Annotated in this window: 20 protein-coding genes; 9 read left to right on the top strand and 11 right to left on the bottom strand. The window is 70.6% G+C overall.

Annotation, left to right across the window (positions count from 1 at the left end; genetic code table 11):
- The first annotated feature begins 31 nt into the window (after positions 1–31).
- Complete coding sequence (gene rocF, locus LZ009_RS23725) at positions 32–940, top strand: arginase (protein ID WP_275700473.1); 909 nt, start codon at positions 32–34, stop codon at positions 938–940.
- A 7-nt stretch (positions 941–947) separates the two neighbouring features.
- Positions 948–4,103 carry a PAS domain-containing protein gene (locus LZ009_RS23720; RefSeq protein WP_275700472.1) on the top strand — a complete coding sequence of 1,052 codons (3,156 nt, stop codon included), beginning with the start codon at positions 948–950 and terminating at the stop codon, positions 4,101–4,103.
- 70 nt (positions 4,104–4,173) lie between these two features.
- On the opposite strand, the gene LZ009_RS23715 is transcribed toward LZ009_RS23720, so the two are convergent.
- The 3 genes from LZ009_RS23715 to LZ009_RS23705 are packed head-to-tail and all read right to left on the bottom strand — an operon-like array spanning position 4,174 to position 7,323.
- On the bottom strand, positions 4,174–5,145 hold the full coding sequence (locus LZ009_RS23715; protein WP_275700471.1) for a Bug family tripartite tricarboxylate transporter substrate binding protein: 972 nt from the start codon (positions 5,143–5,145) through the stop codon (positions 4,174–4,176).
- Between the two features lie 32 nt (positions 5,146–5,177).
- On the bottom strand, positions 5,178–6,380 hold the full coding sequence (locus tag LZ009_RS23710) for a CaiB/BaiF CoA transferase family protein (RefSeq protein ID WP_275700470.1): 1,203 nt from the start codon (positions 6,378–6,380) through the stop codon (positions 5,178–5,180).
- Complete coding sequence (locus tag LZ009_RS23705) at positions 6,373–7,323, bottom strand: hydroxymethylglutaryl-CoA lyase (RefSeq protein WP_275700469.1); 951 nt, start codon at positions 7,321–7,323, stop codon at positions 6,373–6,375. The genes LZ009_RS23710 and LZ009_RS23705 overlap by 8 nt, the downstream gene beginning before the upstream one ends.
- Before the next feature lie 74 nt (positions 7,324–7,397).
- Between LZ009_RS23705 and LZ009_RS23700 the strand changes: the two genes are divergently transcribed.
- The 3 genes from LZ009_RS23700 to LZ009_RS23690 are packed head-to-tail and all read left to right on the top strand — an operon-like array spanning position 7,398 to position 11,414.
- Entirely contained in the window at positions 7,398–8,300 is a 903-nt protein-coding gene (locus LZ009_RS23700) for a LysR family transcriptional regulator (protein WP_275700468.1), read from the top strand.
- Positions 8,297–10,216, top strand: a complete 1,920-nt coding sequence (locus LZ009_RS23695) for an aconitase family protein (RefSeq protein WP_275700467.1) — start codon at positions 8,297–8,299, stop codon at positions 10,214–10,216. The genes LZ009_RS23700 and LZ009_RS23695 overlap by 4 nt, the downstream gene beginning before the upstream one ends.
- Before the next feature lie 55 nt (positions 10,217–10,271).
- Positions 10,272–11,414 carry a tetratricopeptide repeat protein gene (locus tag LZ009_RS23690; protein WP_275700466.1) on the top strand — a complete coding sequence of 381 codons (1,143 nt, stop codon included), beginning with the start codon at positions 10,272–10,274 and terminating at the stop codon, positions 11,412–11,414.
- Here the strand turns inward: LZ009_RS23690 and LZ009_RS23685 are convergent.
- On the bottom strand, positions 11,389–13,074 hold the full coding sequence (locus LZ009_RS23685) for an FAD-dependent oxidoreductase (RefSeq protein WP_275700465.1): 1,686 nt from the start codon (positions 13,072–13,074) through the stop codon (positions 11,389–11,391). The two genes, LZ009_RS23690 and LZ009_RS23685, sit on opposite strands and share 26 nt — an antisense overlap.
- Complete coding sequence (locus LZ009_RS23680; protein WP_275700464.1) at positions 13,074–14,051, bottom strand: Bug family tripartite tricarboxylate transporter substrate binding protein; 978 nt, start codon at positions 14,049–14,051, stop codon at positions 13,074–13,076. The genes LZ009_RS23685 and LZ009_RS23680 overlap by 1 nt, the downstream gene beginning before the upstream one ends.
- Before the next feature lie 140 nt (positions 14,052–14,191).
- On the opposite strand from LZ009_RS23680, the gene LZ009_RS23675 reads away from it, so the two are divergent.
- The gene (locus tag LZ009_RS23675; RefSeq protein WP_275700463.1) at positions 14,192–14,695 is read left to right on the top strand and encodes a pyridoxamine 5'-phosphate oxidase family protein; all 504 of its coding nucleotides are present in this window, start codon (positions 14,192–14,194) and stop codon (positions 14,693–14,695) included.
- 29 nt (positions 14,696–14,724) lie between these two features.
- Here the strand turns inward: LZ009_RS23675 and LZ009_RS23670 are convergent, their stop codons facing one another.
- From LZ009_RS23670 to LZ009_RS23655, 4 genes are all read right to left on the bottom strand, one after another.
- Positions 14,725–15,333, bottom strand: coding sequence for a D-Ala-D-Ala carboxypeptidase family metallohydrolase (locus LZ009_RS23670; RefSeq protein ID WP_275700462.1), 609 nt, complete (start codon positions 15,331–15,333; stop codon positions 14,725–14,727).
- Positions 15,334–15,350: 17 nt separating this feature from the next.
- Positions 15,351–16,454, bottom strand: a complete 1,104-nt coding sequence (locus LZ009_RS23665) for a serine hydrolase (protein WP_275700461.1) — start codon at positions 16,452–16,454, stop codon at positions 15,351–15,353.
- A gap of 129 nt (positions 16,455–16,583) precedes the next feature.
- Positions 16,584–18,671 carry a sensor histidine kinase gene (locus LZ009_RS23660; RefSeq protein ID WP_275700460.1) on the bottom strand — a complete coding sequence of 696 codons (2,088 nt, stop codon included), beginning with the start codon at positions 18,669–18,671 and terminating at the stop codon, positions 16,584–16,586.
- Positions 18,668–19,381 carry a response regulator transcription factor gene (locus LZ009_RS23655; protein ID WP_275700459.1) on the bottom strand — a complete coding sequence of 238 codons (714 nt, stop codon included), beginning with the start codon at positions 19,379–19,381 and terminating at the stop codon, positions 18,668–18,670. Before LZ009_RS23655 ends, LZ009_RS23660 begins: the two co-directional genes overlap by 4 nt.
- Before the next feature lie 143 nt (positions 19,382–19,524).
- Between LZ009_RS23655 and LZ009_RS23650 the strand changes: the two genes are divergently transcribed.
- The 3 genes from LZ009_RS23650 to LZ009_RS23640 are packed head-to-tail and all read left to right on the top strand — an operon-like array spanning position 19,525 to position 22,905.
- Complete coding sequence (locus LZ009_RS23650) at positions 19,525–20,175, top strand: hypothetical protein (protein ID WP_275700458.1); 651 nt, start codon at positions 19,525–19,527, stop codon at positions 20,173–20,175.
- A 28-nt stretch (positions 20,176–20,203) separates the two neighbouring features.
- Positions 20,204–21,472: an SPFH domain-containing protein gene (locus tag LZ009_RS23645; RefSeq protein WP_275700457.1), complete on the top strand. Its 1,269-nt coding sequence runs from the start codon at positions 20,204–20,206 to the stop codon at positions 21,470–21,472.
- Between the two features lie 2 nt (positions 21,473–21,474).
- Positions 21,475–22,905, top strand: a complete 1,431-nt coding sequence (locus tag LZ009_RS23640; RefSeq protein WP_275700456.1) for an SH3 domain-containing protein — start codon at positions 21,475–21,477, stop codon at positions 22,903–22,905.
- On the opposite strand, the gene LZ009_RS23635 is transcribed toward LZ009_RS23640, so the two are convergent.
- Together LZ009_RS23635 and LZ009_RS23630 are read right to left on the bottom strand one after the other, a co-directional pair.
- Entirely contained in the window at positions 22,898–24,646 is a 1,749-nt protein-coding gene (locus LZ009_RS23635) for a RecQ family ATP-dependent DNA helicase (RefSeq protein ID WP_275700455.1), read from the bottom strand. The genes LZ009_RS23640 and LZ009_RS23635 overlap by 8 nt on opposite strands.
- 4 nt (positions 24,647–24,650) lie before the next feature.
- A complete protein-coding gene (locus tag LZ009_RS23630) occupies positions 24,651–24,989 on the bottom strand; it encodes a hypothetical protein (protein WP_275700454.1) in 339 nt (112 codons plus the stop codon).
- Between the last annotated feature and the right edge of the window lie 200 nt (positions 24,990–25,189).

The raw sequence follows: 25,189 nt of genomic DNA, 5'->3' as shown, positions 1-25,189 counted from the left end.
CCGTTGCGGCTGACCTGGGAGAAGCGCGCGCATGAAAACAGTGAGCCTCATCGGCGCCCCCACCGACGTGGGCGCCAGTGTCCGCGGCGCGGGCATGGGACCCGACGCCTTGCGCGTGGCCGGCATCGGCGATGCCCTGCGCAACCACGGCCTCGGCGTCATCGACCGCGGCAACCTCGCGGGCCCGCCCAATCCGTGGAAGGCGCCGGCCAACGGCATCCGCCACCTGCCGGAAGTGACGGCCTGGAACCGTGCCGTCTTCGACGCCGTCTCCACCGACCTCGCGATGGGCCACGTGCCGCTGCTCATGGGCGGCGACCACTGCCTGGCCATCGGCTCGATCAGCGCGGTGGCGCGCCAGTGCCGGCAGGAGCACAAGAACCTGCGCGTGATCTGGCTCGACGCGCATACCGACGTCAACACCGAGGCGATCAGCCCCAGCGGCAACATCCACGGCATGCCGGTCGCCTGCCTGCTGGGCTTCGGCCCGGCGGAGCTGGTCGGCTGGAGCGGCGAGCGCGCCGCCATCAGCGCGGACAACCTGGACTTCATCGGCATCCGCAGCGTCGACGCCGAGGAGAAGCAGGCGATCCGCCAGCTGGGCCTGCAGGTCTTCGACATGCGCCACCTCGACGAGCACGGCATGCGCAACACCATGACCGAGGTGCTGCAGGACGTGGACGAGGACACCCACCTGCACGTGAGCTTCGACCTCGACTGCCTCGACCCGATGGAAGCGCCCGGCGTGGGCACCGGCGTGCGCGGTGGCCCGACCTACCGCGAGATGCAGCTGTGCATGGAGATGATCGCGGACACCGGCCGCCTCGCCTCGCTCGACGTGGTGGAGATCAACCCGGCGCTCGACGTGCGCAACCGCACGGCGGAACTGGCGGTCGAATTCATCCAGAGCCTGTTCGGCGCCTCGACCCTCGCACGCTAGGCGGCGGATGAACGACCGCGCCGCGTCCGACGCCGAACTGGCCCGCCTGGAGGCCCTGGCGCGGCTGGGCGTGCTGGACACGCCGGCCGAGGCGCTGCTGGACAGCCTGGTGCGCGCCGCCGCCGCGGCCTGCGGCACGCCCATGGCGAAGATCAGCCTGGTCGACGCGCGCCGGCAGTGGATCAAGGCGCAGGTGGGCCTGGACGGCATCACGGAGGTGCCGCGCGCAGCGACGGTGTGCTCGCTGGTGCTGGAGTCCGGCGCCTACGTCGAGACCGGCGATGCGAGCGTCGACCCCCGAACCCGTGCGCTGGCGACGGTCACCGGAATGCCGCACGTTCGCTTCTATGCGGGCGCGCCGCTGCGCACGCCCGAAGGCCATGTCGTGGGCACCTTGTGCGTCCTGGACACCGAGGCGCGCACCGGCCTGCAGCCGGACCAGCGCGCGGTGCTGGAGGAATTGGCGCAGTCGGTGATGCAGGCGCTGCTGCTGCGGCAGGCCGCGCACCGTACCTGGCAGTCGGCCAGCGAGCAGATGTTCCGCGAACTGTCGGAAGCCTGCCCGGTGGGCATCTTCCATTCCGACGCGGGCGGCCAGATCATCTACGTCAACCCGGAGGCGGCGCGCATGTTCGGCCGTTCGCGCGACGAATTGCTGGCGAGCGACTGGGTCGACAGCGTGCATCCGGAAGACCGCGACGCCATCGTCGGCAACTGGCAGCGCACCACCGCCGCCGGCGGCGTCCTCGACGCGCCCTACCGCGTGATCCGCCCGACCGGCGAAGTGGTGCACATCCGGGTGCGCGCGCAGGCGGTGCGGCTGCCCGGCGGCTCGCACGGCGGCTACGTGGGCTCGGTGGTGGACGTCACCGATCAGATCGACTACGAGCGCGAGCTGCGCTCCAGCAATGACTTCCTCGCCCGGGCCGAGGAGATCGCCGGCGTCGGCGGCTGGCGCTACAACTTCCTCACGCGCCAGGTGATCTGGACGCCGCAGGTGCGCCGCATCTACGAACTGCCGGACGACTACCAGCCGCAAGGCGACGAGCAGAAGAAGTATTTTTCCGCCGAGGCGCAGCAGGAGATCAAGCGCACCGCCGAGACCTGCATGGCCACCGGCGAGCCCTGGGACGTGATGCTGCCCATGGTCACCGCCAAGGGCCGCAGCCGCTGGGTGCGCTCGATCGGCCGCATCGAGATGCGCGACGGCAAGGCGGTGGCGCTGGTGGGCGCGCTGCAGGACGTGACGGACACGCAGGAGGCGCGCCGGGCGCTGCTGGAGAGCCAGGAGCGGCTGCATCGCGCGCTGGAAGGCTCGGGCCTCGCGCTGTGGGACCTGGACGTCGCCTCCGAAACCATCTATCTCTCCGAGACCTGGTCGGTGCTGCTCGGCGGTCCGCCCACCGAGACCATCTGCACCGCGCAGGAACTGCTGTCGCTGGTGCCGCACGAGGACCTGCACAACATCCAGGAAGGCCTGGTCGAAGTGCTGGAGGGCCGCTCGCCCCACTACGAGGTGGAACACCGCGTGCGCCGCCGCGACGGCTCGCTGGTGTGGATCCACAGCGAGGGCAAGGTGGCGCAGCGCGATGCGCAGGGGCTGCCGCTGCGCATGGTGGGCACCAACCGCGACATCTCGCTGGCGCGGCAGGCGCAGGACGAACTGCGGGTGGCGCGCGACGCCGCCGATGCGGCCAACCGCGCCAAGAGCCAGTTCCTGGCGACCATGAGCCACGAGATCCGCACGCCGCTGAACGGCATCATCGGCATGACCAAGCTGCTGCTGGACGAGCCGCTCGGCGAGGTGATGCGCAGCCACGCGACGCTGATCGACCGCAGCGCGCATTCGCTGCTGGCGCTGGTCAACGACATCCTGGACGTCTCGAAGATCGAGGCCGGCCAGATGGAGATCGAAAGCTTTCCCTTCGACCTGATCGAACTGCTGGACGACCTGTCCACGCTGTACCGCCTGCGCGCCACCGAGAAGAGCCTGCTGTTCCGCATGCGGGTCGACCCGCGGGTGCCGCGCCACGTGCAGGGCGATCCCACCCGCATCCGCCAGGTGCTGGTCAACCTGCTGGGCAACGCGCTCAAGTTCACGAGCGCCGGCTGGATCGGGCTGGACGTGAAGGGCTCGCAGCAGGACGGCGGGCTCTGCACGCTGGAGTTCTCGGTGGCCGACACCGGCATCGGGATTCCGCAGGAGGTGCAGCACAACCTCTTCACGCGCTTCATGCAGGCCGACAGCTCCACCTCGCGCAAGTTCGGCGGCAGCGGCCTCGGCCTCGCCATCGTGCGCCAGCTCGTCGAGCTGATGGGCGGCGCGGTGCGCTTCATCAGCACGCCGGAGAAAGGCTCGCGCTTCACGGTGACGGTGCCGGTGACTTGCACCGAAGCGATGCCGCAGGCCTCGACCTGGCAGGAGCTGCCGCGGCCCGACGGCAGCGTGCGCGTGCTGGTGGCCGAGGACAACACCACCAACCAGGTGGTGGCCTTCGGCATGCTGCACAAGCTGGGCTACGAGAACGTGACGCTCGCCAACGACGGCGTGCAGGCGTACGAGAAGGCGGTGGGCAACACCTTCGACCTGATCCTGATGGACTGCCAGATGCCGGAGATGGATGGCTACGAAGCCACGCGCCGGTTGCGCGCCGCGGGCTGCACGGCGGCCATCATCGCCATGACGGCCAATGCGATCAAGGGCGACCGCGAGCGCTGCCTCGAAGCCGGCATGAACGACTACCTGAGCAAGCCGATCGACGTGAAGCTGCTGGGCGCGATGCTGGCGCGCTGGGCGCCGCCCGCCGGCGTGGAGCGGCCCTCGCAGGCGGCCGACCTGCACGTGTTCAGCGAGGACCGGATGCGCTCGCGCTTCGGCGGCGACGTGGAGCTGGAGCAAGTGGCGCTGGCATCCTTCCGCACCGCGACCCCGCCGCTGCTGGCCAAGCTGGCCACGGCGCTGGCCGCCGGCAACCGCGCGCAGGTGGGCCTGCTGGCGCACTCGGCGAAGGGGGCGGGTGCCATGGTCTGTGCCGAGCGCTATGCCGCGGTTGCGGCGGCGATCGAAGAGAAGGCGGCGTCGGCACCGCAGGACGTGCTGGAGCGCTTGCGGGCGGAATTGCAGCGGGCGTTCGAGCAGTTCGAGGCCGTGCAGGCGTCGTAGGGGAGCCGGGGTTCCCACCCCGGCCTACGCCGCCCACTGTAGGCCGGGGTGGCAACCCCGGCTGCCACGCTTACTGCGGCTCGAGCCCGACCTTCTTCACCAGCGCCGCGTACTTCGCCATCTCCGAACGGAACGCCACCTGGGCCTGCTCGGTCGTGCCGATCTGGATCGTGTTGCCCTGCTTCTGCATCGCTTCCTTCACGGCCGGATCGTTGAAGGCCGCCACGACCGCGTCGTGCGCCTTCTTGACCGCCGCCGGGCTCATGCCCTTCGGGCCGATCACGGCGAACCAGGCCTCCACCGCGAAATTGGCGAGGCCCTGCTCGGCAAACGTCGGGATCGAAGGCTCCGCGGGCGTCCGCGTCGGGGCCAGCACGCCGATCGGCCGCAAGGCGCCCGACTTGATGTGCGCCTGCACGCTCGGCAGCGCCGCGGTGCCGAAGTCGACCTGGCCGCCGATGAGGTCGGTGACCATCGGACCCACGCCCTTGTAAGGGATGTGCTTGGCCTTGGCGCCGCCGGCATCGAGCACGAGCTCGGTCGCCAGGTGCAGGATGGTGCCGTTGCCGCCGGAGGCGAAGTTGAAGGTGTCGGGCTTGCTCTTGAGCAGCGCGAAGAATTCCTTGGCGTTGCTCACGGGCATCTTGGCAGGGTTGACCACCAGCACCATGGGCGTGGCGCCTACCACCGCGATGGGCGTGAAGTCGCCGGGCATGTCGAACGGCAGCGACTTGAGCACGCTCGGGAAGATCACGACGTTGTTCGACACCACCGACAGCACGCTGCCGTCCGCCGGCGAACGCGCCAGCGCTTGCAGGCCGACGACGCCGCCCGCGCCGGGCTGGTTGTCCACCACCACCGAAGCGCCCAGGCTCTTGCCGAGCGCCGGCGCCGCGGCGCGGGTGATCGCGTCGACGCCGGAGCCGGTGGCGTTCGGCAGGATGAAGCGCACCGTGCCGGCTTGCGCGGAAGCGAGGGCCGGCAGCAGCGCGGCGGCGCCGGCCGCCAGCACGCTGCGGCGGGAGAGGGGGAATGAATGCATGGTTTGTCTCCTTCTGGTGGGAATGATGGTCTTCAGGCCACGACGCCGCGCTCTTTCAAGGCGGCGATCTGTGCGTCCGCCAGGCCGATGGACTGCAGCAGTTCGCGGCTGTGTTCGCCCAGGCGCGGCGGGTCCAGCCGCACGCCGAGCCGCTCGCCCGCGAGGGTGAAAGGCAGCAGCGTGGTCTTGACCGTCTGGCCGGCCTTGGCCCCGTCGGGCAGGCGCACGTCCGCGAGGCCGCCGCTGGCCAGCAGGTGCTCGTCATCGTACAGGTCTTCGGGGCGGCGGATCGGCGCGAAGGGCAGGCCCGCCTTCTCCATCAGCGCCGACAGCTCCGCCGCGCTGCGCGCGCGCAGGCGTTCGCCCAGCGTCTTGAGCAGGGCCGGGCGCTGCTGCACGCGCAGGTTGTTGGTGGCCAGCGTTGGCTCGGCCTTCAGGTCGGCGAAGCCCAGCACGTCGCAGAAGGTCTTCCACTGCGCGTCGCTCACGGCCGCGAGGAAGATCTGCTCGCCGTCCTTCACCGTGAAGACGTCGTAGACCGCCCAGGGGTTGTCGCGCGCGGGCAGCGGCGCGGCCGGCTTGCCGGTCACCGCGTACTGCAGCATGTGCTGGCCCATGAGGAACACGTTGTTCTCGAACAGCGCCGACTGCACTTCCATGCCGCGGCCGGTGATGCCGCGCTGGATCAGCGCGCCCAGCACGCCGATGGCCGCGAACAGGCCGCCCATGATGTCGTTGACGCTGGTGCCCGCGCGCAGCGGGTCGCCGGGGCGGCCCGTCATGTAGGCGAGGCCGCCCATCATCTGCACCACTTCGTCGAGCGCGGTGCGGTGGTCGTAGGGGCCGGGCAGGAAGCCCTTGCAGCTGGCGTAGATCAGCTTCGGGTTCGCCACTTGCAGCGAAGCGTAGTCGAGCCCGTACTTCTCCATGGTGCCGGGCTTGAAGTTCTCGGCCACCACGTCGGCGCTGGCGCACAGCTTGCGCGCGAGCTCGGCGCCCTCGGGCTGGTGCAGGTCGATGCCGATGCTCTTCTTGTTGCGGTTGAACATGGGGAAGAAGCCCGCGCCGGCGCCGAGCAGCGAGCGCGTGCGGTCGCCGTCGGCGGGCTCGATCTTGATCACTTCGGCGCCGAGGTCCGCCAGCACCATGCCGCAGGTCGGACCCATCACCATGTGGGTGAATTCGACGACGCGCAGGCCTTGCAGGGGCTGGGTCGCGGAGCTCTGGTCAGGCATGGGCGGCCTCCTTCATCGTCTTGGGCAGGCCGGCGCGCCAGACGCTGCCGTGCAGGGATTCGCCCTGCAGCCAGCCGGCCACCTTGGCGCGCAGCGCGAGCAGCTGGTCGAAATCGAGGCCGGTTTCGACGCCCATGCTGGCCAGCATGTAAGCGAGGTCTTCGGTGGCCACGTTGCCGCTCGCGCCGGGCGCGTGCGGGCAGCCGCCGATGCCGGCGGTGGACGCGTCGAAGCGCGTGATGCCCAGTTGCAGCGCCGCGTACACGTTGGCCAGCGCGAGGCCGCGCGTGTCGTGGAAGTGCGCGCAGGAGAGCTTGTCCCCGGCCACGCGCAGCACGCGCTCGAACAGCGACGCCACCATCGCCGGATCGGCGTAGCCCACGGTGTCGGCCAGGCTGACGCAGTCGACGCCGGCGTCCAGCACCGCCTGGACCAGGCGCACCACTTCTTCGGGATCGACATGGCCCTGGATGGTGCAGCCGAAGGCCGTGCTCATCCCGACTTCGATGCGGGTGCGCGCGCCGCTGGCATCGCGCTCGGCGCGCATGCGGGCGATGTCCGCCACGACTTCGTCTGGAGGCTTGCGCAGGTTGGCCAGGCTGTGCGCGTGGCTCGCCGACAGCGGCACCAGCATCAGCTCCGCATTGCACTCCAGGGCGCGCTGCGCACCCTTCAGGTTGGGGACCAGCACCGAGGCTCTCAGCCCCGGCAGGGTCTGCGCGAAGGCCAGCACTTCGGCGGTGTCCGCGAGTTGCGGCAGCAGGCGGGCCGGCACGAAGGAGCCGACTTCGATCTCGCGCTCGCCGGCGTCATAGGCGTCGCGGATCCACTCGCACTTGGCGGCAGTGGGAACGATGGTGGCGATGCTTTGCAGGCCATCGCGCAGGCCCATCTCGCGCACGGTCGCCCGGCGCGGCAAGGTGGAAAGGGAAGCAGGGTGCATGGATCGCAGTTTAGAATTTCCAGTTGGAGCCGTGATCTCAATTTGAGAACCCTGACCTTCCGATCCGGAACACCTTGCGCGACCTCGACCTCACCACCCTGCGGCTGTTCGTCTCCGTCTGCGAGACCGGCAACATCGCGCGTGCCGGCGACCGCGCCAGCATCGTGGGTTCGGCCATCAGCAAGCGGCTGGCCCAGCTGGAAGCGCAGGTCGGCACGCCCCTGCTGGTGCGCAAGCGCCATGGCGTGCTGCCCACCGCCGCCGGCCAGACGCTGCTGGAGCACGCGCGCGGCATGCTCGATGGCGCTGCCCGCATCGCGCGCGACATGGAGACCTATGCAGCGGGCGGGCACGGGCAGGTGCGCATCCTCGCTTCGGTCTCGGCCATGACGGAGTCGCTGGCCGACGACGTCGCGGCCTTCCTGAAGAAGCCCGCGCATCGCAGCATCCACGTTGACATGGAAGAGCGCGTCAGCCCCGAGATCGTGCGCGGCGTGCGTGAGGGCCTGGCCTCGCTGGGCGTGTGCTGGGACGCGGCCGACGTCGGCACGCTGCACGCGCGGCCCTACCGGCGCGACCAGCTTTGCGTGGTGGTGCCGCCCGGCCATCCCTTGGCCGGCCGCAAGTCGGTGCGCTTCGAGGACACGCTGGAATTCGAGCACGTGAGCCTGCCCGTCAACAGCGCGGTGCAGGTGATGCTGCAGCGGCATGCCGCGCAGCTCGGGCGCAGCGTGCGCCACCGCGTGGTAGTGACGAATTTCGAGGCGGCCTTGCGCGTGGTGCGCGCCGGCCTTGCCATCAGCCTGGTGCCGCGTGAAGTGGCGCAGGACCCCGCCGCCGCTTATGGCCTGAAGCTCGTCGCGCTGCGCGAGCCCTGGGCCGAGCGGCGCTTCATCATCTGCTACCGCGACCCGCCGGCCTTGTCGCCGGCGGCGCAACTCCTGCTCGACCACCTGGCGAGCCTGGCTCCGCCATGAACACCCTGGACTTCGGCGCGAACCCGCGCATCCTCCTGCTCTCGCGCGACGGCGCCACGCCGGCCGACGACGTCTCCACCGACGAGATCACGCCGGTGCGGATCATGTCCCACTACGACGATCGCCTCGCGCGCTTTCCGTACACGGGCTTCACCATCGCGGACGGTTCGCGGCCGATCGCGCCCGGCGCCGTGCAGGCGGGGGGCTTCCAGGTGACGGTGGCCGGGCGCCGCTACGGCAAGGGCTCCTCGCGCGAGCACAGCCCGGCGGCGGAGAAGCTGGCGGGCATCCGCCTGGTCATCGCCGAAAGCTTCGAGCGCATCTACCGGCAGAACGCCGACAACATCGGCCTCTTCACCTCGACCGACCTCGGGCTCGTCGATCGCATCCGGGCAGGCGAGGCGATTCCGGTTGCGGAGCTGGTGGCCGGTCGCGACGCGTTGGCGGCCGCGATCCTGGCCGGCGGCGGGCTGCTGGCCTTCGGGCAGCAGCACCTGCGCGACGCGCAGCCTTCCGGCGCGCCGGATGCTGCGCGCCCGCGCACGCTGTTCGAGAAGATCGTCGAGCGCCACCTGCTGCGCACGCCGGTGACGTCCGCGTCGCCGCAGGTCGGCGACGGCTGCTTCGTGCGCGCCGATTGGCGCTTCATCCACGAGTACTACACCGGCATGGCGGCGCACATGCTGCACGCGACGCTGGGGCGGCCGCTGGCGCTGCACGATCCGGGAAGCATCGTCGTGTTCGAGGACCACACCTCCTACACCGGCGAGAGCCCGGCGCACCTGGCGTCGGGACTCGTCCCCAACATGCAGGCGATGTGCCAGGCGCAGCGCGACTTCGTTTCCGATTACGGTTTGCGCAACCATCGCACGCTGACCGAGGAGGAGGCCCGCGCCGACGACGGCAGCAACGTCGCCGGCATCTCGCACGCCATGATGGCCGAACACTACGCGCTGCCGGGCCAGCTGGTGGCCGGCACCGACTCGCACACCCCGCACAGCGGCGCGCTCGGCTGCGTGGCCTTCGGGGTCGGCACCACCGACATGGCCAATGCATTCGTCACCGGCGCCGTGCGGCTCACGCTGCCGCCGGTGCTGCGGGTGGAACTGGAGGGCGCACTGCCGCCCGGCGTCGCGGCGAAGGACGTCGCGCTGCACCTGCTGCAGTTGCCGGCGATCAAATCCGGTGGCGGCGTCGGCAAGGTGTTCGAGTTCGGCGGCAGCGCGCTGCGGGCCCTGAGCACCGACGAGCGCGCCACGCTCACCAACATGACGGCAGAACTCGGCGGGCTGACCGGGATCGTCGCGCCGGATGCCGAAACCGTGCGATTCCTCAAGGAACGGCGCGGCATCGACTGCGTGCTGGAAGACTGGATGAAGAGCGACGCGGGCGCGGCGTACAGCGAAGTGATCCGCGTCGATTGCAGATCGCTCGGACCTATGGTCGCCGCGCCCGGCGACCCTGGCACCGGCCTCGCCATCGAGCAGCTGGCGCAGCCGGTGAAAGTGGATATCGCCTACGGCGGCTCCTGCACCGCCGGCAAGCGCGAGGACTTCGACCAGTACCACGCGGTGCTGGCCTGGGGCCTGGCGCATGGCCTGAAGGTGCCTGCCGGTGTGCAGCTGTTCCTGCAGTACGGGACCACCGCGGTGCGCGACTACTGCGTGGCGCAGGGCTACGACCGCACCTTTGCCGCCGCCGGCGCCCGCATCCTGCAGCCCTCCTGCGGTGCCTGCGCCAACTGCGGCCCGGGCTCATCGGTGGATGCGGGCCAGGTGACCGTGAGCGCCATCAACCGCAACTTCCCCGGCCGCTCCGGCCCCGGCCAGGTCTGGCTGGCCAGTCCGGCGACGGTGATGGCCAGCGCGCTCGCCGGGCAGCTCACGTCCTTCGCCCAGTTGCGAGCCGGGCATTGAGCAAAGGCGCGGCACGCGCTATCGTGGCCGGGTCGACAGCAACCGGGAGACCGCCATGTGGCGTTTGCTGATGCTTGCACTGGCCTGCGCATGCCTCGCCGGCTGCGCCACCGTGAGGGACGACGCGTCGCCGCCCTGGCGCGACACCGCCTTCGCCTACCAGCCGGCCCTGGTGACGGTGACGCGCGAGGACCTGTTCCGGCTCGATGCGGACCTGCTGGCGCAGGTGCTGCAGCCGATGCCCGCGGACCTGAGTCCTTCGCAGAAACTGAAGCACCTGCTGGCCGTCGTCTTCGGCCCCGACCAGCGCCGCTTCACCTACGCCGCCGGCCACTCCACCGTGGCCACCGAGACCTGGCGCCGGCAGCGCGGCGACTGCCTGTCGCTCACCGTGCTCACCTACTCGGTGGCGCGAGCGATGGGCATGCGGGCGCAGATGCAGGAGGTGGACACGCCCACCTTGTTCGACCGCCGCGACGGCTTCGACTTCGTCAACCAGCACGTCAACGTGCTGTTCCCGCGTGCGCAATGGACGCTCTACGCGGAGGACAAGCCACACGACGTGGTGGTCGATTTCGAGCCGGACTACGCGTCGCCCAAGGCGGGCCGCCTGCTGGAAGAAAACGCGATCTACGCCCGCTTCCTGAACAACCGGGCGGTGGAACACCTGGCGCACGGCGAGCGCGCGCTGGCCTATGCGCACTTCCGCGCCGCCATCGCGGCCGACCCCAATTACGCCTCCAGCTACGCCAACCTCGCGCAGCTGTACCGGCAGGCTTCGCTGGCCGCGGAAGCCGAGCAGCTGCTGCAGCGCGCGGTGGCGCTGGCGCGCCAGAACGACGTCGCCCTGCATTCCCTGACCGAGCTGCTGGCGGCGCAGGGGCGGGACGGCGAGGCGCGGCGCTACGAAAGCATCCTGCAAGCGCGCGCCACGCGCGATCCCTACCACTGGATCGCCCTGGGCATCCGCGACCTGGAGGCCGGCAACCCGCGCAAGGCCATCCGCTCGCTGGAGCAGGCGCGCGACATGACCGGCAATTTCCGCGAAGTCCATGCGCTGCTGGCGCTGGCCTATGCCCGCTCCGGCGACCAGGCGCGGGCCGACCAGGAGCTGGCGGCGCTGGCGAACCTGGGCGTTTCCGACCGCAGCGTCGCCAAGCTGCGCCGCAAGTTCAGCGCGGAACCGGCGACCCCGTAGGGTGGGTTGGCGCAGCGCCCCCACCGCTTAGCATCTCCACCAGCCCCGCCGCATCTTCCGGCACCGCATTGCCGCGCCATGCAACGTGCTGGTCGTCGCGGCAGAGCACGAGCTTGTGGCGATACGCTTCGGGGGCGTCCTCGCCCGCCAGGTCCAGCACCTTCAGCGGCAAGTTGCGCGCCTGCGCCGCCTTCACCAAGGGGCCCACGTCCACGTCCGCGAACCGCAGCAGGGTGTAGCCCTGGCCGAACGCGTCGTACAGCGAGCTTCCGTCCCGCAACCAGAAGTGCGGTGCCCGGCACCCGGGCACCGTGGACGCGGTGAAGCCGCCCATCGAATAGGCCGGCGGCTGCTCCGCATCGGCCGCGATGATGGGCGAGCCCTGGTAGAAGTAGCCGAAGTTCAGGCCCGCGCAGCAGAACTGCTGGACGTTCAGGTCGTAGGCTTCCTGGCCGATCTCGCGGCGCGCGCGTTCGCCTTCCGCATCGCCGGCCTCGATGTTGGGCGGCACCGCGCGCCGCGCCTTGATCATCTTGGCCGCGTGCTCCATCGCGAACTGCGAGACCTGCTCGGTGATCGGTTGGCGTTCGGCCTCGTAGGCATCGAGGATCGCTTCCTCGGCCCAGCCTTGCACCCGCGCCGCCAGCAGCCACGACAGGTTGAGCGCATCGGCGATGCCCGCGTTCATGCCGTAGCCCGCGTACGGCACCCACAGGTGCGCCGCATCGCCGGCGAGGAATACGTTGCGGTCGCGGAAGCGGTTGGCCACCAGCCGGCGGCCGACCCAGTCTTCCCTGCTGATCACCTCGTACTGGAAGTCGGGACCGACGCCGAGGATCTGGCGGATGGACCAGTCGCGGTCGATCGAATCGAACTCCGGCTCGTCCGGATTCAGGTGGTTGTGCACCAGCCACGTGCTGTGGCCGTCGATGGCGAACATGGTGCCGCAGCGGCGCGGATTGACCGAGTAGTACGACCAGGCCGGCTTGCCCGGGATCAGCGCGCGCAGTCCGGGCGCGCGGATGTAGGTGGACTGCACGCGCTGGATCACCGGCGTGCCTTCCAGCTTCGCGCCTATCGCCTTGCGCACCATCGAACTGCCGCCGTCGCAGCCCACCAGGTAGCGCGCGCGCAGGCTGCGCTGCGCACCCGTGTCCAGGTCCTGCAGCGTCGCTTCGACGCAGCCCTCGTGCTGGGTGAAGCCGGTCACCTGCGTGCGGTTGTGCAGCGTCACGCCGGGGAGCGCCGCCGTGTGCTCCAGCAGGATGGGCTCCAGATAGATCTGGTTGATGCGGTGCGGCGGCTCGGGCGTCGGCCACCAGGTGTCGGGACCCACGCGCGAGGTGTAGCGTTCGGCGCGTCCCGGGATCGGGATGCGCGTGAGCTCGGTGCCGCAGACCGCGGTGCGGAACACGACGTCGTTGGGGTAGTCCGCGGGCAGGCCGGCGTTGCGCAGCTTCTGCGCGACGCCCAGGCGGCGGAAGCGCTCCATGGTGCGCGCCGCTACGTGGTTGCATTTCACGTTGGGCGGCTCGGCGTAGCGCCGGATCTCCGCGATGGTCACGCGCACGCCGCGCGCGGCCAGGTCCATGGCCAGCGACAGGCCGACCGGTCCTGCGCCGACGACGAGCACGTCGGTATCGAACTGCTGCTGCGCCATCACTCGATCTTGATGTTGGCCTGCTTGATGACCTGCGCCCACTTCTGCGTTTCGCTGCGGATGTAGGCCTCGAAGGCTTCCGGCTTCGAAGGCGCGGGCTCGACGCCGAGGTTGCGCATGCTGGCCTGGATCGCGGGATCGTTCAGTGCCGCGGTGATCTCGGCGTTCAGGCGATTGACGATGGCAGCCGGCGTGCCGGCCGGCGCGACCACGCCGAACCAGCCGGTCGAGTCGTAGCCGGCCAAGCCGGCTTCCGCCGCCGTGGGAACGTCCGGCAACTGCGGCAGGCGCTGCGGGCTCGTCACCGCAAACGCATGCAGCTTGCCGGCCTTGATCTGCTGCAGCGAAGAAGGCAGGTCCACCACGGCGAGCGGCACGTTGCCGGCCAGCACGTCGAGCGCCGCCGGGCCCGAGCCCTTGTACGGCACTTCCACCAGCTTGATGTCCGCCATCTGGGCAAAGAGGGCGGCCGACAGGTGCATCGCGGTGCCATTGCCGCCGTGCGCCACCGACAGCTTGCCGGGCTGCGCTTTCGCCAGTGCGACCAGTTCCTTCTGCGTCTTCGCCGCCAGCGAGGGATGGCCGACCAGCACGAAGGGAATCGCGGCCAGCATGCTGACCGGCTTGAAGTCCTTCAGGGTCTCGAAAGGCATCTTCTCGTACAGGCTGGCGTTGGCCGACAGCGCGCCCGCCGCGCCCACGCCCAGCGTGTAGCCGTCGGGCGCCGCCTTGGCGACGATGGCCAGGCCGATGTTGCCGCCCGCGCCGGGACGGTTGTCGACCACGACCTGCTGGCCCAGCTTTTCGTTCAGGCGCGGCACCAGCATGCGCACGACGGCGTCGGCGCTGCCGCCCGGCGGGAAGGTCACCACCATGCGGATCGGTTGCTTCGGGTAGTCGGCGGGCTGCGCGAGGGCGGCGCCCGCCATGCAGGCGGCGGCCAGCAGCGCCGCGATGGCGCGTGCGGGGTACTTCATGGCTTGTCTCCTTCTTGTCCCGCCATCCTAACGGCTGTGCAGGAGCCGTGTCGGCCAAGACGTACAAGCGATGTCACGCTGTCCCGACCGCGCGCTCCCGTGTAGTGCTACATCCTCGTTCGGTACGAACAGGAGCCACGATGAAAGACAAAGACGAACGCAAGAGCCACGAGGTCCTCTGGGACCTCATCAAGGACACCCGCTTCTGCATGCTGTCGCACCGCCATGCCGACGGTTCGCTGCACTCGCATCCGCTGACCACCCAGAACAAGGCGCTCGACGAAGGCGCGCTGATCTACTTCTTCGTGTCGCGCAAGACCGAGGTCGGCCAGCGCCTGCGCCAGGACGGCAACGTCAACCTGTCCTATGCGAACCCGAAGGACGACACCTGGGTGTCGATCACGGGCACCGCGACCATCCTCGAGGATGCGCAGAAGAAGAAGGAGCTGTTCGGCACGATCGACAAGGCGTGGTTCGACGGCGCCGACGACCCGGACCTGGAGCTCGTCGAAGTGCACATCGACGAGGCCGAGTACTGGAACGTCAAGGAGAACAAGCTGCTGCAGCTGCTCAAGATGGGCACCGCCGCCGCGACCGGCACCCGTCCGAAGATGGGCGAGCACGCGGAGTTGAGCTTCAAATAGGTTCGAGGGGGTGAGGTCGCTGCGCGAACCTAAGGCCGCTTCTGCGCCAGCTGGTTGCAGTAGCTGCTGCGCAGAGTGTAGTCCTCCCCCCACGTCCGCCAGCCCGTCCGGTCGACGTGGATGCGGCCGCTGGGATAGCGGCTGAGGCCCATGTTCCAGGCCTGGCCCTGGGCGCGCCAGAAGGCGCACAGCTTCTGGTCGTCGGTCGGGCCGAGCGGAACGATGTCGACCGCGAAGCGCATGTGCGAGCTGTGCTTCGAACCGTGGGCGCAGCGGTTCAGCGTCGGGTCGCGATAAGCCGAGGCCACGGCGAAGGGGCCGAGCACGTTGGTGCGGCGCAGCTCCTGCAGCAGCAGCAGCACGTCGCGCGCCAAAGGCCATTGCGCCGGGGGCGGCACCTGGAACGGCGCGGCATTGCACTCGCGCCACATCGAGGCGCTGCGCAGCAGTTGGTAGGTGGGCACCACGTCCTTGACCTTCTGCTCCGCGAGGAAGGCCTCGAAGGCGGCCACTTCCGCCTTGTGCGCGGGCATCCATTGCAGGTAAAGGGGCACGCCGCGGTCGTCGTCCGCCGTCTGTGCGTGCACGGCGGCCGCGCCGGCGAGCACGGCGGCCAGGACGAACCTCGGGAGCCGCATGCGCGAAGGGAGCCGCCTCAGCTCTTCGACCCCTGCCGGGGGGTCATGGCCATGTTGGTGTCGCCGCCGCCGGCCTGCGTGAGCACCCATTTCTTGACGCGCTCGGCGTCCTTCAGGCGGCTGTTCTTGTCGGTGGCGTCCAGCAGCACCATCACCACGTTGCGGCCGTTGATGCGCGTGTTCATGGTGATGCACATGCCGGCTTCGATGATGTAGCCGGTCTTCTGGAAGGCGATGTCCCACTTGGGGTTCTTCACCAGCCGGTTGGAGTTGTTGTACTGCAGCGTCTTCTTGCCGAGCGCGATCTGGTAGCGCGGCGTCGTCGAATACTCGCGCAGCAGCGGCTGCTTGGAGGCGGTCATGGCCAGCAGGGCCAGGTCGTGGGCCGTCGACTGGTTCTTGCTGGACAGGCCGGTGGGGTCCGAATAGGTGGTGTTCTTCATGCCCAGTTGCTTCGCGCGGTTGTTCATCGCATTGACGAACTGGCCCAGGCCGCCGGGAAAGGTGCGTCCCAGCGCATGCGCCGCGCGGTTCTCGCTCGACATCAGGGCCAGGTGCAGGGCTTCGCCGCGGGTCAGCGTGGTGCCCACGCGCAGGCGCGAGCGGCTGTGGCGCTCGTTGTCGACGTCGTCGTCGGTGATGGTGATCACCTCGTCCATGGGCAGCTTGGCCTCGACCGTCAGCAGGCCCGTCATCATCTTGGTGAGCGAAGCCATCGGCAGCACGGCGTCCTCGTTCTTCTTCACCAGGACCTCGCCGGTGGCGATATCGAGGGCATAGGCCGCACTCGACACCAGCCGCAGCGGGTCTTTCACCTTGTGCAGCCCGGCCGCATGGCCGACCGACTGGCGCAGCTCGATGGGCGCCTGCGCCTCGGCCTCGGGCACCATCTCGACGCCGGGCGGTGGCGTTTCCTGGGCGATCTCGGTTTCGGGGTTCTGTGCGGCGGAGGCGGCCGCCCCGGGCGGCTGCGCCTGGGGCACGGGCCGGACGGCGACCGGCTCCTGACCCAGCCAGCCCGGCAGGCGCTCGGAGTGGTAGGCGAGCCCGGCGGCGAGGGCCACTGCGGCGACGGCAAGGACGGTCAGGCCGGTCCGGGCGGATCGGTTGGAAATACGCATCAGAAACACTCCCGTGCGCCCTTCTTCTTCGGGGCTCCCGCCACTCTACCGGACGGACCGGGTGTCGGCCGGGGTGAAGGGAGGGTGCGCGTGTAGGTGGATTCCGGAAACGAGGGCGGAGAGCTCAACTCAGCCTGGGCCCGCCAGCGGCAGGGACAGCTCGAAGAGCACGCCGTCCGGCTGGTTGAGCGCGCGCACCGTCCCGCCCATCTTGGCCAGGTAGGTTCGTGCCACGAACAGGCCCTGGCCGCGGCGCTGGGCGCCGTCGGCCGGCAGCCCTTCGCTCACGCCGTAGTCGAAGATGCGCTCGAGCAGCGGCTCGGGAATCGCCGGCCCTTCGTTGTGGATGCCGATGAGCGCCTGCCCATCCTTGGCCGCCAGGGTCAGCGTGATCGGCGTTCCGGGACGGCGATGCCGGTCCGCATTGCGCAGGATGTGCGTCACCACGTCTTCCAGCGAGAACTCGTCGGCCCGCACCGGGCAGGGCGCGCCGCCGGACGTGTACCTCACCCCGGCCATGCCGGCGAAATGCGCGTTGTCCGCCACGTGGCGCAGGAAGCGGTCCAGGTCAAGCGGCGCCAGCTCCAGCTGCGCGGCGGCCAGCGCCTCGCTGGGCGAGGCCTGCCCGTACAGCACGCGCACGGCCTGCTGCATGCGCTGCACGTAGCGGTGTGCCGGGTCGTCGGCATCCGGGTGCAGCACCATCAGCGACTGCAACGGCGAAAGCAATTCGTGGCCCACGGCCTGCAGGGTGTCGCGCTCGCGCTGGGCACGCAATTCCTCGCGCTGCACGTCGGCCTTCACCCGCTGCAGCAGGTCGGCCAGGCCGCCGGCCAGGATGCCCAGCTCGTCGGAGCCGCGCAGGTCGGACACGTCGAGCTGGCCGATGCGGGCGCCGGCGGAGGCGTCCTGCTGCACGTTGCGCGACACGGCGGCGGCGCGCTTGGTGAGCACGACGATGCGGCGGATCAGGCCCACCTCGATCAGCAGCCAGGCCAGCACGATCGCGCCCAGCATGGCGGCGACGTACCACGACATGCGGGTGGCGATCACGCCCAGTCCGCGGTCGCTGCCGCGCGGATCGCCGGCCAGCCGCACTTCATAGCTGCCCACCGGTGTCGTGATGGTCTCGCGCGCCTGCAGCGGGCCGGGCCGCGCTGCCACGGGCAGCCGGTCGATGAGGCGCAGGATCAGCGGCGAGCCGCGCCCGTCTTCGGCTTCGCGTCCCTTCACGACGATGGGCGCCTGGCGCGGAAGGTCGGTGCGCGTGATCGTCAGCACCTCGCCCGGCTGCAGCGACTGGCCGAGGTCCGCCAGCATGGGCGGCGCGACGGCACCCGGCGCGTTGCTGTCGAAGAGCGGCGGCCCATTGCCCGGCGCCAGCATCTGCAGGTGCACGCGGATGCGGTCCAGGTCCGCCGGCGGCCACTCGGGACGCGTGCGATCGGCCAGCGCGGCGCGGAAGGCCTCGACCGGCAGCCGGATCGAATAGAACACGCGCCGCAGGCAATCGGGCGGTTCGCCGCCGGCGCTGCAGGTGGCGCTCTGCCAGAGCCAGCCGCGGAAGTCGCGCAGCGGCTTCGCCTCCGCCGCGAGCGCGGGCTCGGCGTCGGCCGCCGCGTAGCCCGCGAGGCGGCCGCGCACCAGCGGTTCGCCGCGCAGCGACAGCCGTTCGAAGGGCGCGACCCAGGCCTGCAGCTCGCCGCGCATCTCGAGCCGGATGCGCGCGCGGTGCACGGTCTCCAGGTCGATGTTGCCGCCCTCGCGCGGCACGAGGTCGCCGGCGCGGAAGCTGCCCACCAGGTAGACGTAGCCGCCGGCGTAGGGGTTGTCGCCGATCGCGGCGCACAGCGTGCTGTCGTCGGGCCAGCGCACGGGGCAGCCGGCCTGTTCGACCGCCTGCAAGGCCTTGCTCGGATCGTCCACGTCCAGCGAGGGGTAGGGCAGCAGCAGCGGCCGCAGCGGCAACGCGTCGCCCTGCGCCTGCGGGTTCAGCAGCGCCAGCAGGCCGGCCGGATGCCGCAGCCGCGCCATCACGTCGGCTTGCGTCTTGCGAAACCCCTGCTGGTAGTTGCGCCAGCCGCGCTCCTTCTCGTCCTGCAGCAGCACCACCGCCAGCGCCAGCGTGGCCAGCGCCAGCAGCAGGAACACGCCGCGCAGCAGCAGCCGGCGGCGAAAGGACGCCAGGCCCAGGCGCGGCGCGTCCAGCAGCTTCATCCGCGCCTGGGCGGCGACGGCACCCAGCGGAAGCCGCGCATCGGCACGTTCTCGATGCCCTCGAACTGCGGATCCACCTCGCGGAAGGCATCGCGGATGGTGCTGACGTGCTTGCGCACGTTGTCGCGGTTGCGGCCGCTCTTCACCACGTCGAACAGGTCCTCGTACGAGACCACCTCGCCGCTGCGCTGGTACAGAGTGGCGAGGATGCGCTGCGCCGTCAGCGGCAGGTTGATGCGTTCGCCGCGCCAGGTGGGCGTGCGCTGCCAGAGCGGATCGAGCGCCAGTTCCCCGGCGGCCGCCGCCGGCGCGCCGCGCTGCGCCTTGCGCTCGCGCGCCACCCGCAGGATCTCGAGGAAGGTCTCGATGAAATCGGCCTCCTCGAAGGTCGTTTTCTGCAGGTAGTCCCAGGCGTCCAGCGCCTTCATGATGCTGCGGTAGATGGCGGCCGGCATGGCCGACACCACCAGCACCGGCACGCCCTGGCCCTGCTTGTTGATGGCGTTGATCAGCGCGACGCCGGCATGGCGCTCGCGCCCGAGCTCGATGTCCAGCAGCACGACGTCGTAGGGCTCGCGCGCCAGCGCCGCTTCGGCGTCGTCCCGGTTGAACCACTGGTCCACGGCCACGTCGGGCCGCGCGCTGCGGATCCAGCCGGCGAGCTGCCGGCTGGTGGGGAGGTCGTCCTCGATGACGGCGACACGGGTCATGGCGCGGATTATCGAGGCGGCCCGCACGCGGGCCCCGGAAGATTTCTTCCGGGGCGTGAACGAAGCCGCCCCGCGCCTGCATTGTTTGCTCGCCCCGTGCTTCGAAGAATCACTTCCATCGTCCACACCCCAGGAGAAGCACGATGGAAACCCGCAGCAACCCCACCCTCCGCGCCCTGCGCGACCTCGTCCTGCTGGCCGGCGCGGGCCTCGCGGCCGCCTCGATCTGGGCAGCCGGCCTGCCGAACGAGCAGGGCTTCCTGGTCGACGCGCAGACCTGGCAGGACGAGGTGGTGAGCGCCGCGCAGGGCGACTGGCCGAAGGACGGCTGGTTCCGCATCGTGCCGCGCGAGCGCAGCGTCGAAGTGCAGCGCACCACGCCGGCCGATCGCACGCTGGTCTCTGCCGATGCCCTGTTCCTGCGCCTGCCCGGCGCCGCCTTGAAGCCGGGCGTGCGCCCCGGCTACCGCTACCCCACCGTGCTGGCGCAGCCGAAGATGGGCCGCGACTACGAGCTTTCGCTGGGCGCCACGCGCTTCAGCGTGCGTGTCGAGGAAAGCGCCAAGGGCATGGCCTACACGATCGGCTACGGCGGCCAGACCTACGACTACGTGCTCGGCCCCTTCGACGCCTTGACCACTTCGGTGCGCTTCGTCGCCGACCTCGACGGCGACGGCCGCCCTGACTTCCTGGTCGACGTCGACGACGCGAGCTACCTGCTGCTGTCCACGCGTGCCAAGCCGGGCGCCAACCTGCCCGCCGCTGAACTGTTTGCCAGCGAAGGCGGCTGCTGAATTCCCACCCTTGTCCTGGAGCCTTCCCATGCTTGCCCGCCTGAAGTCCATCGCCCGCGCCGCCCGCATTGCCGTGGCCCGCGCCATCCGCCGCCCCGGCGGCACCGATCCGCTGTTTGCCGACGGCGCGTTCGACGGCGTGCTGCGAGCGCGCCGCGCCCTGGCCGGTGCCGCGATCGCCGGCGTCGCCGGCTGGGTGCTGTGGGCCCATCCGCCGCTGGAGACGGCCGGTCCCGGCGAGCTGGGTGTTCGCACCAACCAGCTGACCGGCGACACGGTGCAGTGGCGCGACGGCAGCATCCTCGTGCTGCCGGGCCTGCACCACGCCGAGGTGTATGCGCTGCGCGACCGCAGCTACCGGCCGCAGCAGATGGCGAGTGCGGCCGGTCCGGCGCCGGTGCAGTCGGTGGAAGGGCTGTCGGTCGGCATCGACCTGGCGGTGCGCTACGCGCTCGATCCCGCGAAGCTCGCGCGCCGGGGCGGCGAGCTGCCGGCCAACCTGGAGGCCGACGTTGTCGAGCCGGCCGTGCAAGGCATCGTCTACAAGGTCTTTGCCCGCTACACGGTGCGGGAGATCTTCTCGACCAAGCGCTTCGAGATCCAGCAGACCCTGGAAGCCGACCTGGGCAGCCGCCTCGCCGCCGACGGCCTGTTGCTGCGCAGCGTGCAGGTCGGCAAGGTGGACCTGCCGGCCGACTACAAGCGCGGCATGGAGGGCCTGCTGGCCGAGGAACTCGAGACGCAGAAGATGCGCTACACGCTGGAGCTGAAGGACAAGCGCGTGAAGGAAACCGAGCTCGAAGCCAACGCCGAGAAGGTGCGGCGCGAGGTGCGGGCCGAAGCGGCGGCGCGTGAGCAGGTGATCGCGGCGCGCGCCCAGGAAGAGGCGATGAAGCACGTGCTGCCCTTCAAGGAGCGGCAGATCCAGCAGAGACGGCTGGAAGCGGAAGCCGAGAAGGAGTCGCGCATGAAGCTGGCCGAAGGCAGCGCGCAGGCGCGGCGCATCGAGGCCAGCGGCGAAGCGGATGCGCGGCGCAAGCTCGCCGAAGCCGAAGCCTTCCGCATGGAGAAGGTGGGCCAGGCCAACGCCGACCAGATGGCGCGCGAGGGCAGCCTGATCAGCCGGCATCCGCTCCTGATCCAGAAGACGCTGGCCGACAAGCTTTCGGACAAGGTGCAGGTGATCATCGCGCCGCCGGGCAGCGGCGGCGGCTTCCTGGCCGCCAACCTGCTGGGCGGCGGCGCGCCGGGCCGGGCCGAAGCGCAGCATGCGACCGCCAAGGCGGAAGAGGAGTGAGCATGCTCGCGACCGCATTGCTGGCCACGGCCATCGTCACCACCGACCACGCCGTGCTGCGCGCCTCGCCGCGCGACTCGGCGCCGCAGCAGGCGCAGCTGTGGCAGGGCGAATTGCTCGAAGTGCGCGGCGAGCGGCTGGACTACCTGCAGGTCTGGGACCACCGGCGCGAGCGCGGCGGCTTCGTCAAGGCGAGCCAGGTGAAGCGCACCGGGCTCACGCCCGCCGAAGCGCCGCAGCTGCTGGGCGTGCTGCGCTTCATCCGCGAAGCGCCGGGTGCGGAGGCGCTGGGCATCGGCGTGGCGGCGGCCTGGCTGCAGGCCGCGCCGGCCGAGTCGGTCCGCGGCGCCGAAGGCAGCGAGGCGCTGGAAGCGCTCGGTACGCTGGCGCAACGGCTCGCGCAACGCGCAAACGGCGCGAACGGCGCGAATGCGAAGTCGGCAACGGTGTCGGCGCACCTGGAGGTGGCTTCGCGCTACGGCGTGAAGTTCACCAGCTACGAGCAGGAGGGCCGCATGCGCATCTGCTACGACGGCGAGGCTTTCCGCCGCGTGCTGGCCATGCCGTCCACGCCGCAGCAGCAGGCGCGCGCGGCGCTGGCGCTCACGCAGGCCGAGTGCACCGACCCGGCGCTCAAGGCGCAGCAGCTGCACGACCTGAACCTGTGGCGTGCTGCAGTGCTCGATCGCCCGGCCGGCAAGGACCTGCCCGGCTACCTGAAGAACAAGCTGGCGCTGCGCCGGGTCGCCGTGTTCAGCACGCTGGCCTACGAGCAGGCGCGCTTCGGGGAAGCCGGCGAGATGGCGGCCCAGCGCGCGCTGGCCGAATTCACCAGCGTGCAGCGCGCCGAACTGCTGGAGGAAGACCAGGCTGCCTACAACGACGCGGCGATGCAGGCGAACGCCGTGCGCTGGGCGGCGGTCGGGCTCGCGCCGGAAGCGCCCTCGTCCGCGCGCGCCAGCATCGTGACGGCGGCGGGGCGGCCGGGTGAAACCTGCGTTCTGCTGGTCGATGCGAAGCATGGCGCCGAGCAGCCGCTGGCGCGGCGCTGCACCTATGCGCTGGTCTGGCCGCAATCGGCCACGCTGAATCGCGAAGGCAACGCACTGACGCTCGCGGTGCAGCCGCTCGCGGGCTGGCGCGAATTGTGGGTGTTCCGGCGGCAGGGCGGACAGTGGCGCGTCGACGTCCTGCCGCCGGCGGCCCTGCAGCCGGGCCTGGGTTACGCCGAGTTCGCGGGCTGGGTGCCGGGCGGACAGCAGGTGCTGGTGGCGCGCGAGGCGCGCGGCGAAGGACGCTACCGCCGCAGCTACGAAGTGGTGGCGTTGGACACGCTGCTGACGCAGAAGCAGTCGGGCGAGGCCGACGCGCTGGGGCCGTTCCAGCGCTGGTCGGATCCGTGGTGGAAGAAGATGTCGGTGAGCGTCAGGTGACCGGGACGGCGGGGTTGCCGCGTGGCACTGCCGTGCGCGACGCCACCGCCCGCCGGGCGCGTTTCACGAACTCCGGCAGGAAGCTGCGCCGGCTGCGGTCCGCGAAGGCCACGGTCACCTGCGTGGCGGAGGCTTCCTCCACCACGCCGCGGCCATAGCGGCGCACCTCCACCAGGTCGCCGCGCGTGAAGACGGCGGCGGCCGGCTCCTCGGCTTCTTCCTCGGGCGCCGGCGCGCGCCGCAGCAGGTCTTCGACCACCGCTTCGTGCGCAGCGATCCGCCGGCAGTTGTCGCAGTGCTCGCAGCGCTCGAAGGCTGCCCCACCTTCCAGGTGGTCGAGCAGCACGCGCCAGCGGCACTGGCCGGTCTGCGCGTAGAACACCATGCGTTCCAGCGCCTCGCGGTCCAGGTCGCGCTTCTTGCCGTAGGTTTCGGTCAGTTCGCGCATGCGCGCGCCGCCGGCCTGCGCCTGCAGCAGCTTCAGCGTGCCGTCGCGCTCCTGGCGCACGATCCTGTCCTTGCGCAAGAGGCCGAGCGCGACCTGGATCTTGGCGCGGGCACGGGCCACGCGGCCTTGCAGCAGCGGCAGTGTCCAGGCATTGGTTCCTTCGGGCGGAGGTTCGCGCAGCGCCTGCACGACGGCCGCCGTGTCCTCCTCGCCGGGATACCGGCCGGCCATGAAGAATTGCTGGATCGCCTTGTCGCCCCGCAGGAACAGCAGCGTGCAGCGCGAGGTGGCGCCATCGCGGCCCGCGCGGCCCGCCTCCTGGTAATAGGCTTCGAGCGTCGCCGGCAGCTGGTAGTGCAGCACGAAGCGGATGTCCGCCTTGTCGATGCCCAGGCCGAAGGCATTGGTGGCGACCATCACGCGCAGGTCGCCGTTCATGAAGGCCTCCTGGACGGAATCGCGCTCGCTGGCCGCCAACTTGCCGTGGTAGAGGCCGACCGATTCGTCGGCTTCCAGCAGCGCCGCATGCACTGCGGCTGCGGCCTTCACGGTGGCCGTGTAGATGATGCCGCTGCCCGGGGTGCCCCGCACCAGCTTGAGCACGTGCGCCAGCTTGTCGGCTTCCTTTTCCAGCGCCAGCACGCGCAGGTCGAGGTTGGGCCGGTAGGCGCTGGCGTTCACCACGCCCGCGGCGGGGATGCCCAGCTGCTTGCAGATGTCGGCCGCGATGTCGTCGGTGGCCGTGGCCGTCAACGCCAGCACCACCGGCTTGCCCAGGCGCGGCAGCACCTGCCCGATCTCCAGGAAGGCGGGCCGGAAGTCGTGGCCCCAGTGCGAGATGCAGTGGGCCTCGTCGACCGCCAGCAGGCTGACCGGGTGCGCCGTCAGCAGTTCGAGGAACTCCGGGTCGGCCAGCCGTTCCGGCGTCGTCATGATGATCTTCGCGCTGCCGTCGGCCACCGCAGCCTCGGCCGCGCGGGTTTCCTCGCCGCCCAGGCTGCTGTTCATCTGCACGCACCGGATTCCCAGGGCGTGCAGCGACTCGCACTGGTCCTTCATCAGCGCGATCAGCGGCGAGACGACGACCGTGCGGCCGGGCAGCAGCAGCGCGGGCAGCTGGTAGCACAGCGACTTGCCGGCGCCGGTGGGCATGACGGCCAGGGTCGACTGGCCGGCCAGCACGCGTTCGATGACCGCGGCCTGCCCGGGGCGCAGGCGCGGCAGGCCGAAGGTGTCGCGCAGCACGCCGCGCACCCGACGCATGGGATCGGGCGGCGCGCCGCGTCCTGCCATGGCGTCAGCCCCGCTCGGCCGCCGCGTCGCGGTCGGCCTGCGCTTCCAGGTCTTCGCTGTCCAGGTCCGTCAGTTCGAGCGAGACTTCGTCGGCTTCGACGCCGGCGTCGTCGCCGAGGTTGACCACGCGGTCCGGCAGGATGTCGGCGCCTTCGCGCGCATCGGAGCCGGCCACCGCGCCGCGTTCGCCGGTGCCGCGCGAGTCGCTGTCTTCATGCGCTTCGCTGGTGCCGATGGTGTCGCTGCCGCTGTCGGAGTTGTCGCTCGGGCCCAGCAGTTCGGCTTCGCGCCCGCTGGGATTGGTCGGCGCCTGGTCGGCGCCCATGATGCTGCTGTAGGCCATGTGTTTGCCTCCGTCTAGGGAATGCATCCAGTCTGGCGAAGCACCGTCGAGTGCGGCGTCGGCACCGGCACCGGTCCCGTGTCGGACACGGTCTGGAGCCTGGGCGGCAGAGAAACGGGCTCGCGTTGGGTCTGCAAGGGGGTGGAGGCAAGGCGCGGAATCGGGTCAAGCCTGGGCGGCTTGACCCGATTTCGCAACGC

The sequence above is a fragment of the Ramlibacter paludis genome, from assembly GCF_022012305.1.
Taxonomy (GTDB): domain Bacteria; phylum Pseudomonadota; class Gammaproteobacteria; order Burkholderiales; family Burkholderiaceae_C; genus Ramlibacter; species Ramlibacter paludis.
The sequence above is the reverse complement of the archived record's forward strand: the minus strand, read 5'-3'. Positions and strand labels throughout refer to the sequence as shown.

Excerpts from the sequence above, each read along its gene's own strand:
- rocF (WP_275700473.1), top strand. The coding sequence starts at position 32 with ATGAAAACAGTGAGCCTCATCGGCGCCCCCACCGACGTGGGCGCCAGT.
- LZ009_RS23720 (WP_275700472.1), top strand. The coding sequence starts at position 948 with ATGAACGACCGCGCCGCGTCCGACGCCGAACTGGCCCGCCTGGAGGCC.
- LZ009_RS23715 (WP_275700471.1), bottom strand. The coding sequence starts at position 5,145 with ATGCATTCATTCCCCCTCTCCCGCCGCAGCGTGCTGGCGGCCGGCGCC.
- LZ009_RS23710 (WP_275700470.1), bottom strand. The coding sequence starts at position 6,380 with ATGCCTGACCAGAGCTCCGCGACCCAGCCCCTGCAAGGCCTGCGCGTC.
- LZ009_RS23705 (WP_275700469.1), bottom strand. The coding sequence starts at position 7,323 with ATGCACCCTGCTTCCCTTTCCACCTTGCCGCGCCGGGCGACCGTGCGC.
- LZ009_RS23695 (WP_275700467.1), top strand. The coding sequence starts at position 8,297 with ATGAACACCCTGGACTTCGGCGCGAACCCGCGCATCCTCCTGCTCTCG.
- LZ009_RS23690 (WP_275700466.1), top strand. The coding sequence starts at position 10,272 with ATGTGGCGTTTGCTGATGCTTGCACTGGCCTGCGCATGCCTCGCCGGC.
- LZ009_RS23685 (WP_275700465.1), bottom strand. The coding sequence starts at position 13,074 with ATGGCGCAGCAGCAGTTCGATACCGACGTGCTCGTCGTCGGCGCAGGA.
- LZ009_RS23680 (WP_275700464.1), bottom strand. The coding sequence starts at position 14,051 with ATGAAGTACCCCGCACGCGCCATCGCGGCGCTGCTGGCCGCCGCCTGC.
- LZ009_RS23675 (WP_275700463.1), top strand. The coding sequence starts at position 14,192 with ATGAAAGACAAAGACGAACGCAAGAGCCACGAGGTCCTCTGGGACCTC.
- LZ009_RS23670 (WP_275700462.1), bottom strand. The coding sequence starts at position 15,333 with ATGCGGCTCCCGAGGTTCGTCCTGGCCGCCGTGCTCGCCGGCGCGGCC.
- LZ009_RS23665 (WP_275700461.1), bottom strand. The coding sequence starts at position 16,454 with ATGCGTATTTCCAACCGATCCGCCCGGACCGGCCTGACCGTCCTTGCC.
- LZ009_RS23660 (WP_275700460.1), bottom strand. The coding sequence starts at position 18,671 with ATGAAGCTGCTGGACGCGCCGCGCCTGGGCCTGGCGTCCTTTCGCCGC.
- LZ009_RS23655 (WP_275700459.1), bottom strand. The coding sequence starts at position 19,381 with ATGACCCGTGTCGCCGTCATCGAGGACGACCTCCCCACCAGCCGGCAG.
- LZ009_RS23650 (WP_275700458.1), top strand. The coding sequence starts at position 19,525 with ATGGAAACCCGCAGCAACCCCACCCTCCGCGCCCTGCGCGACCTCGTC.
- LZ009_RS23645 (WP_275700457.1), top strand. The coding sequence starts at position 20,204 with ATGCTTGCCCGCCTGAAGTCCATCGCCCGCGCCGCCCGCATTGCCGTG.
- LZ009_RS23640 (WP_275700456.1), top strand. The coding sequence starts at position 21,475 with ATGCTCGCGACCGCATTGCTGGCCACGGCCATCGTCACCACCGACCAC.
- LZ009_RS23635 (WP_275700455.1), bottom strand. The coding sequence starts at position 24,646 with ATGGCAGGACGCGGCGCGCCGCCCGATCCCATGCGTCGGGTGCGCGGC.
- LZ009_RS23630 (WP_275700454.1), bottom strand. The coding sequence starts at position 24,989 with ATGGCCTACAGCAGCATCATGGGCGCCGACCAGGCGCCGACCAATCCC.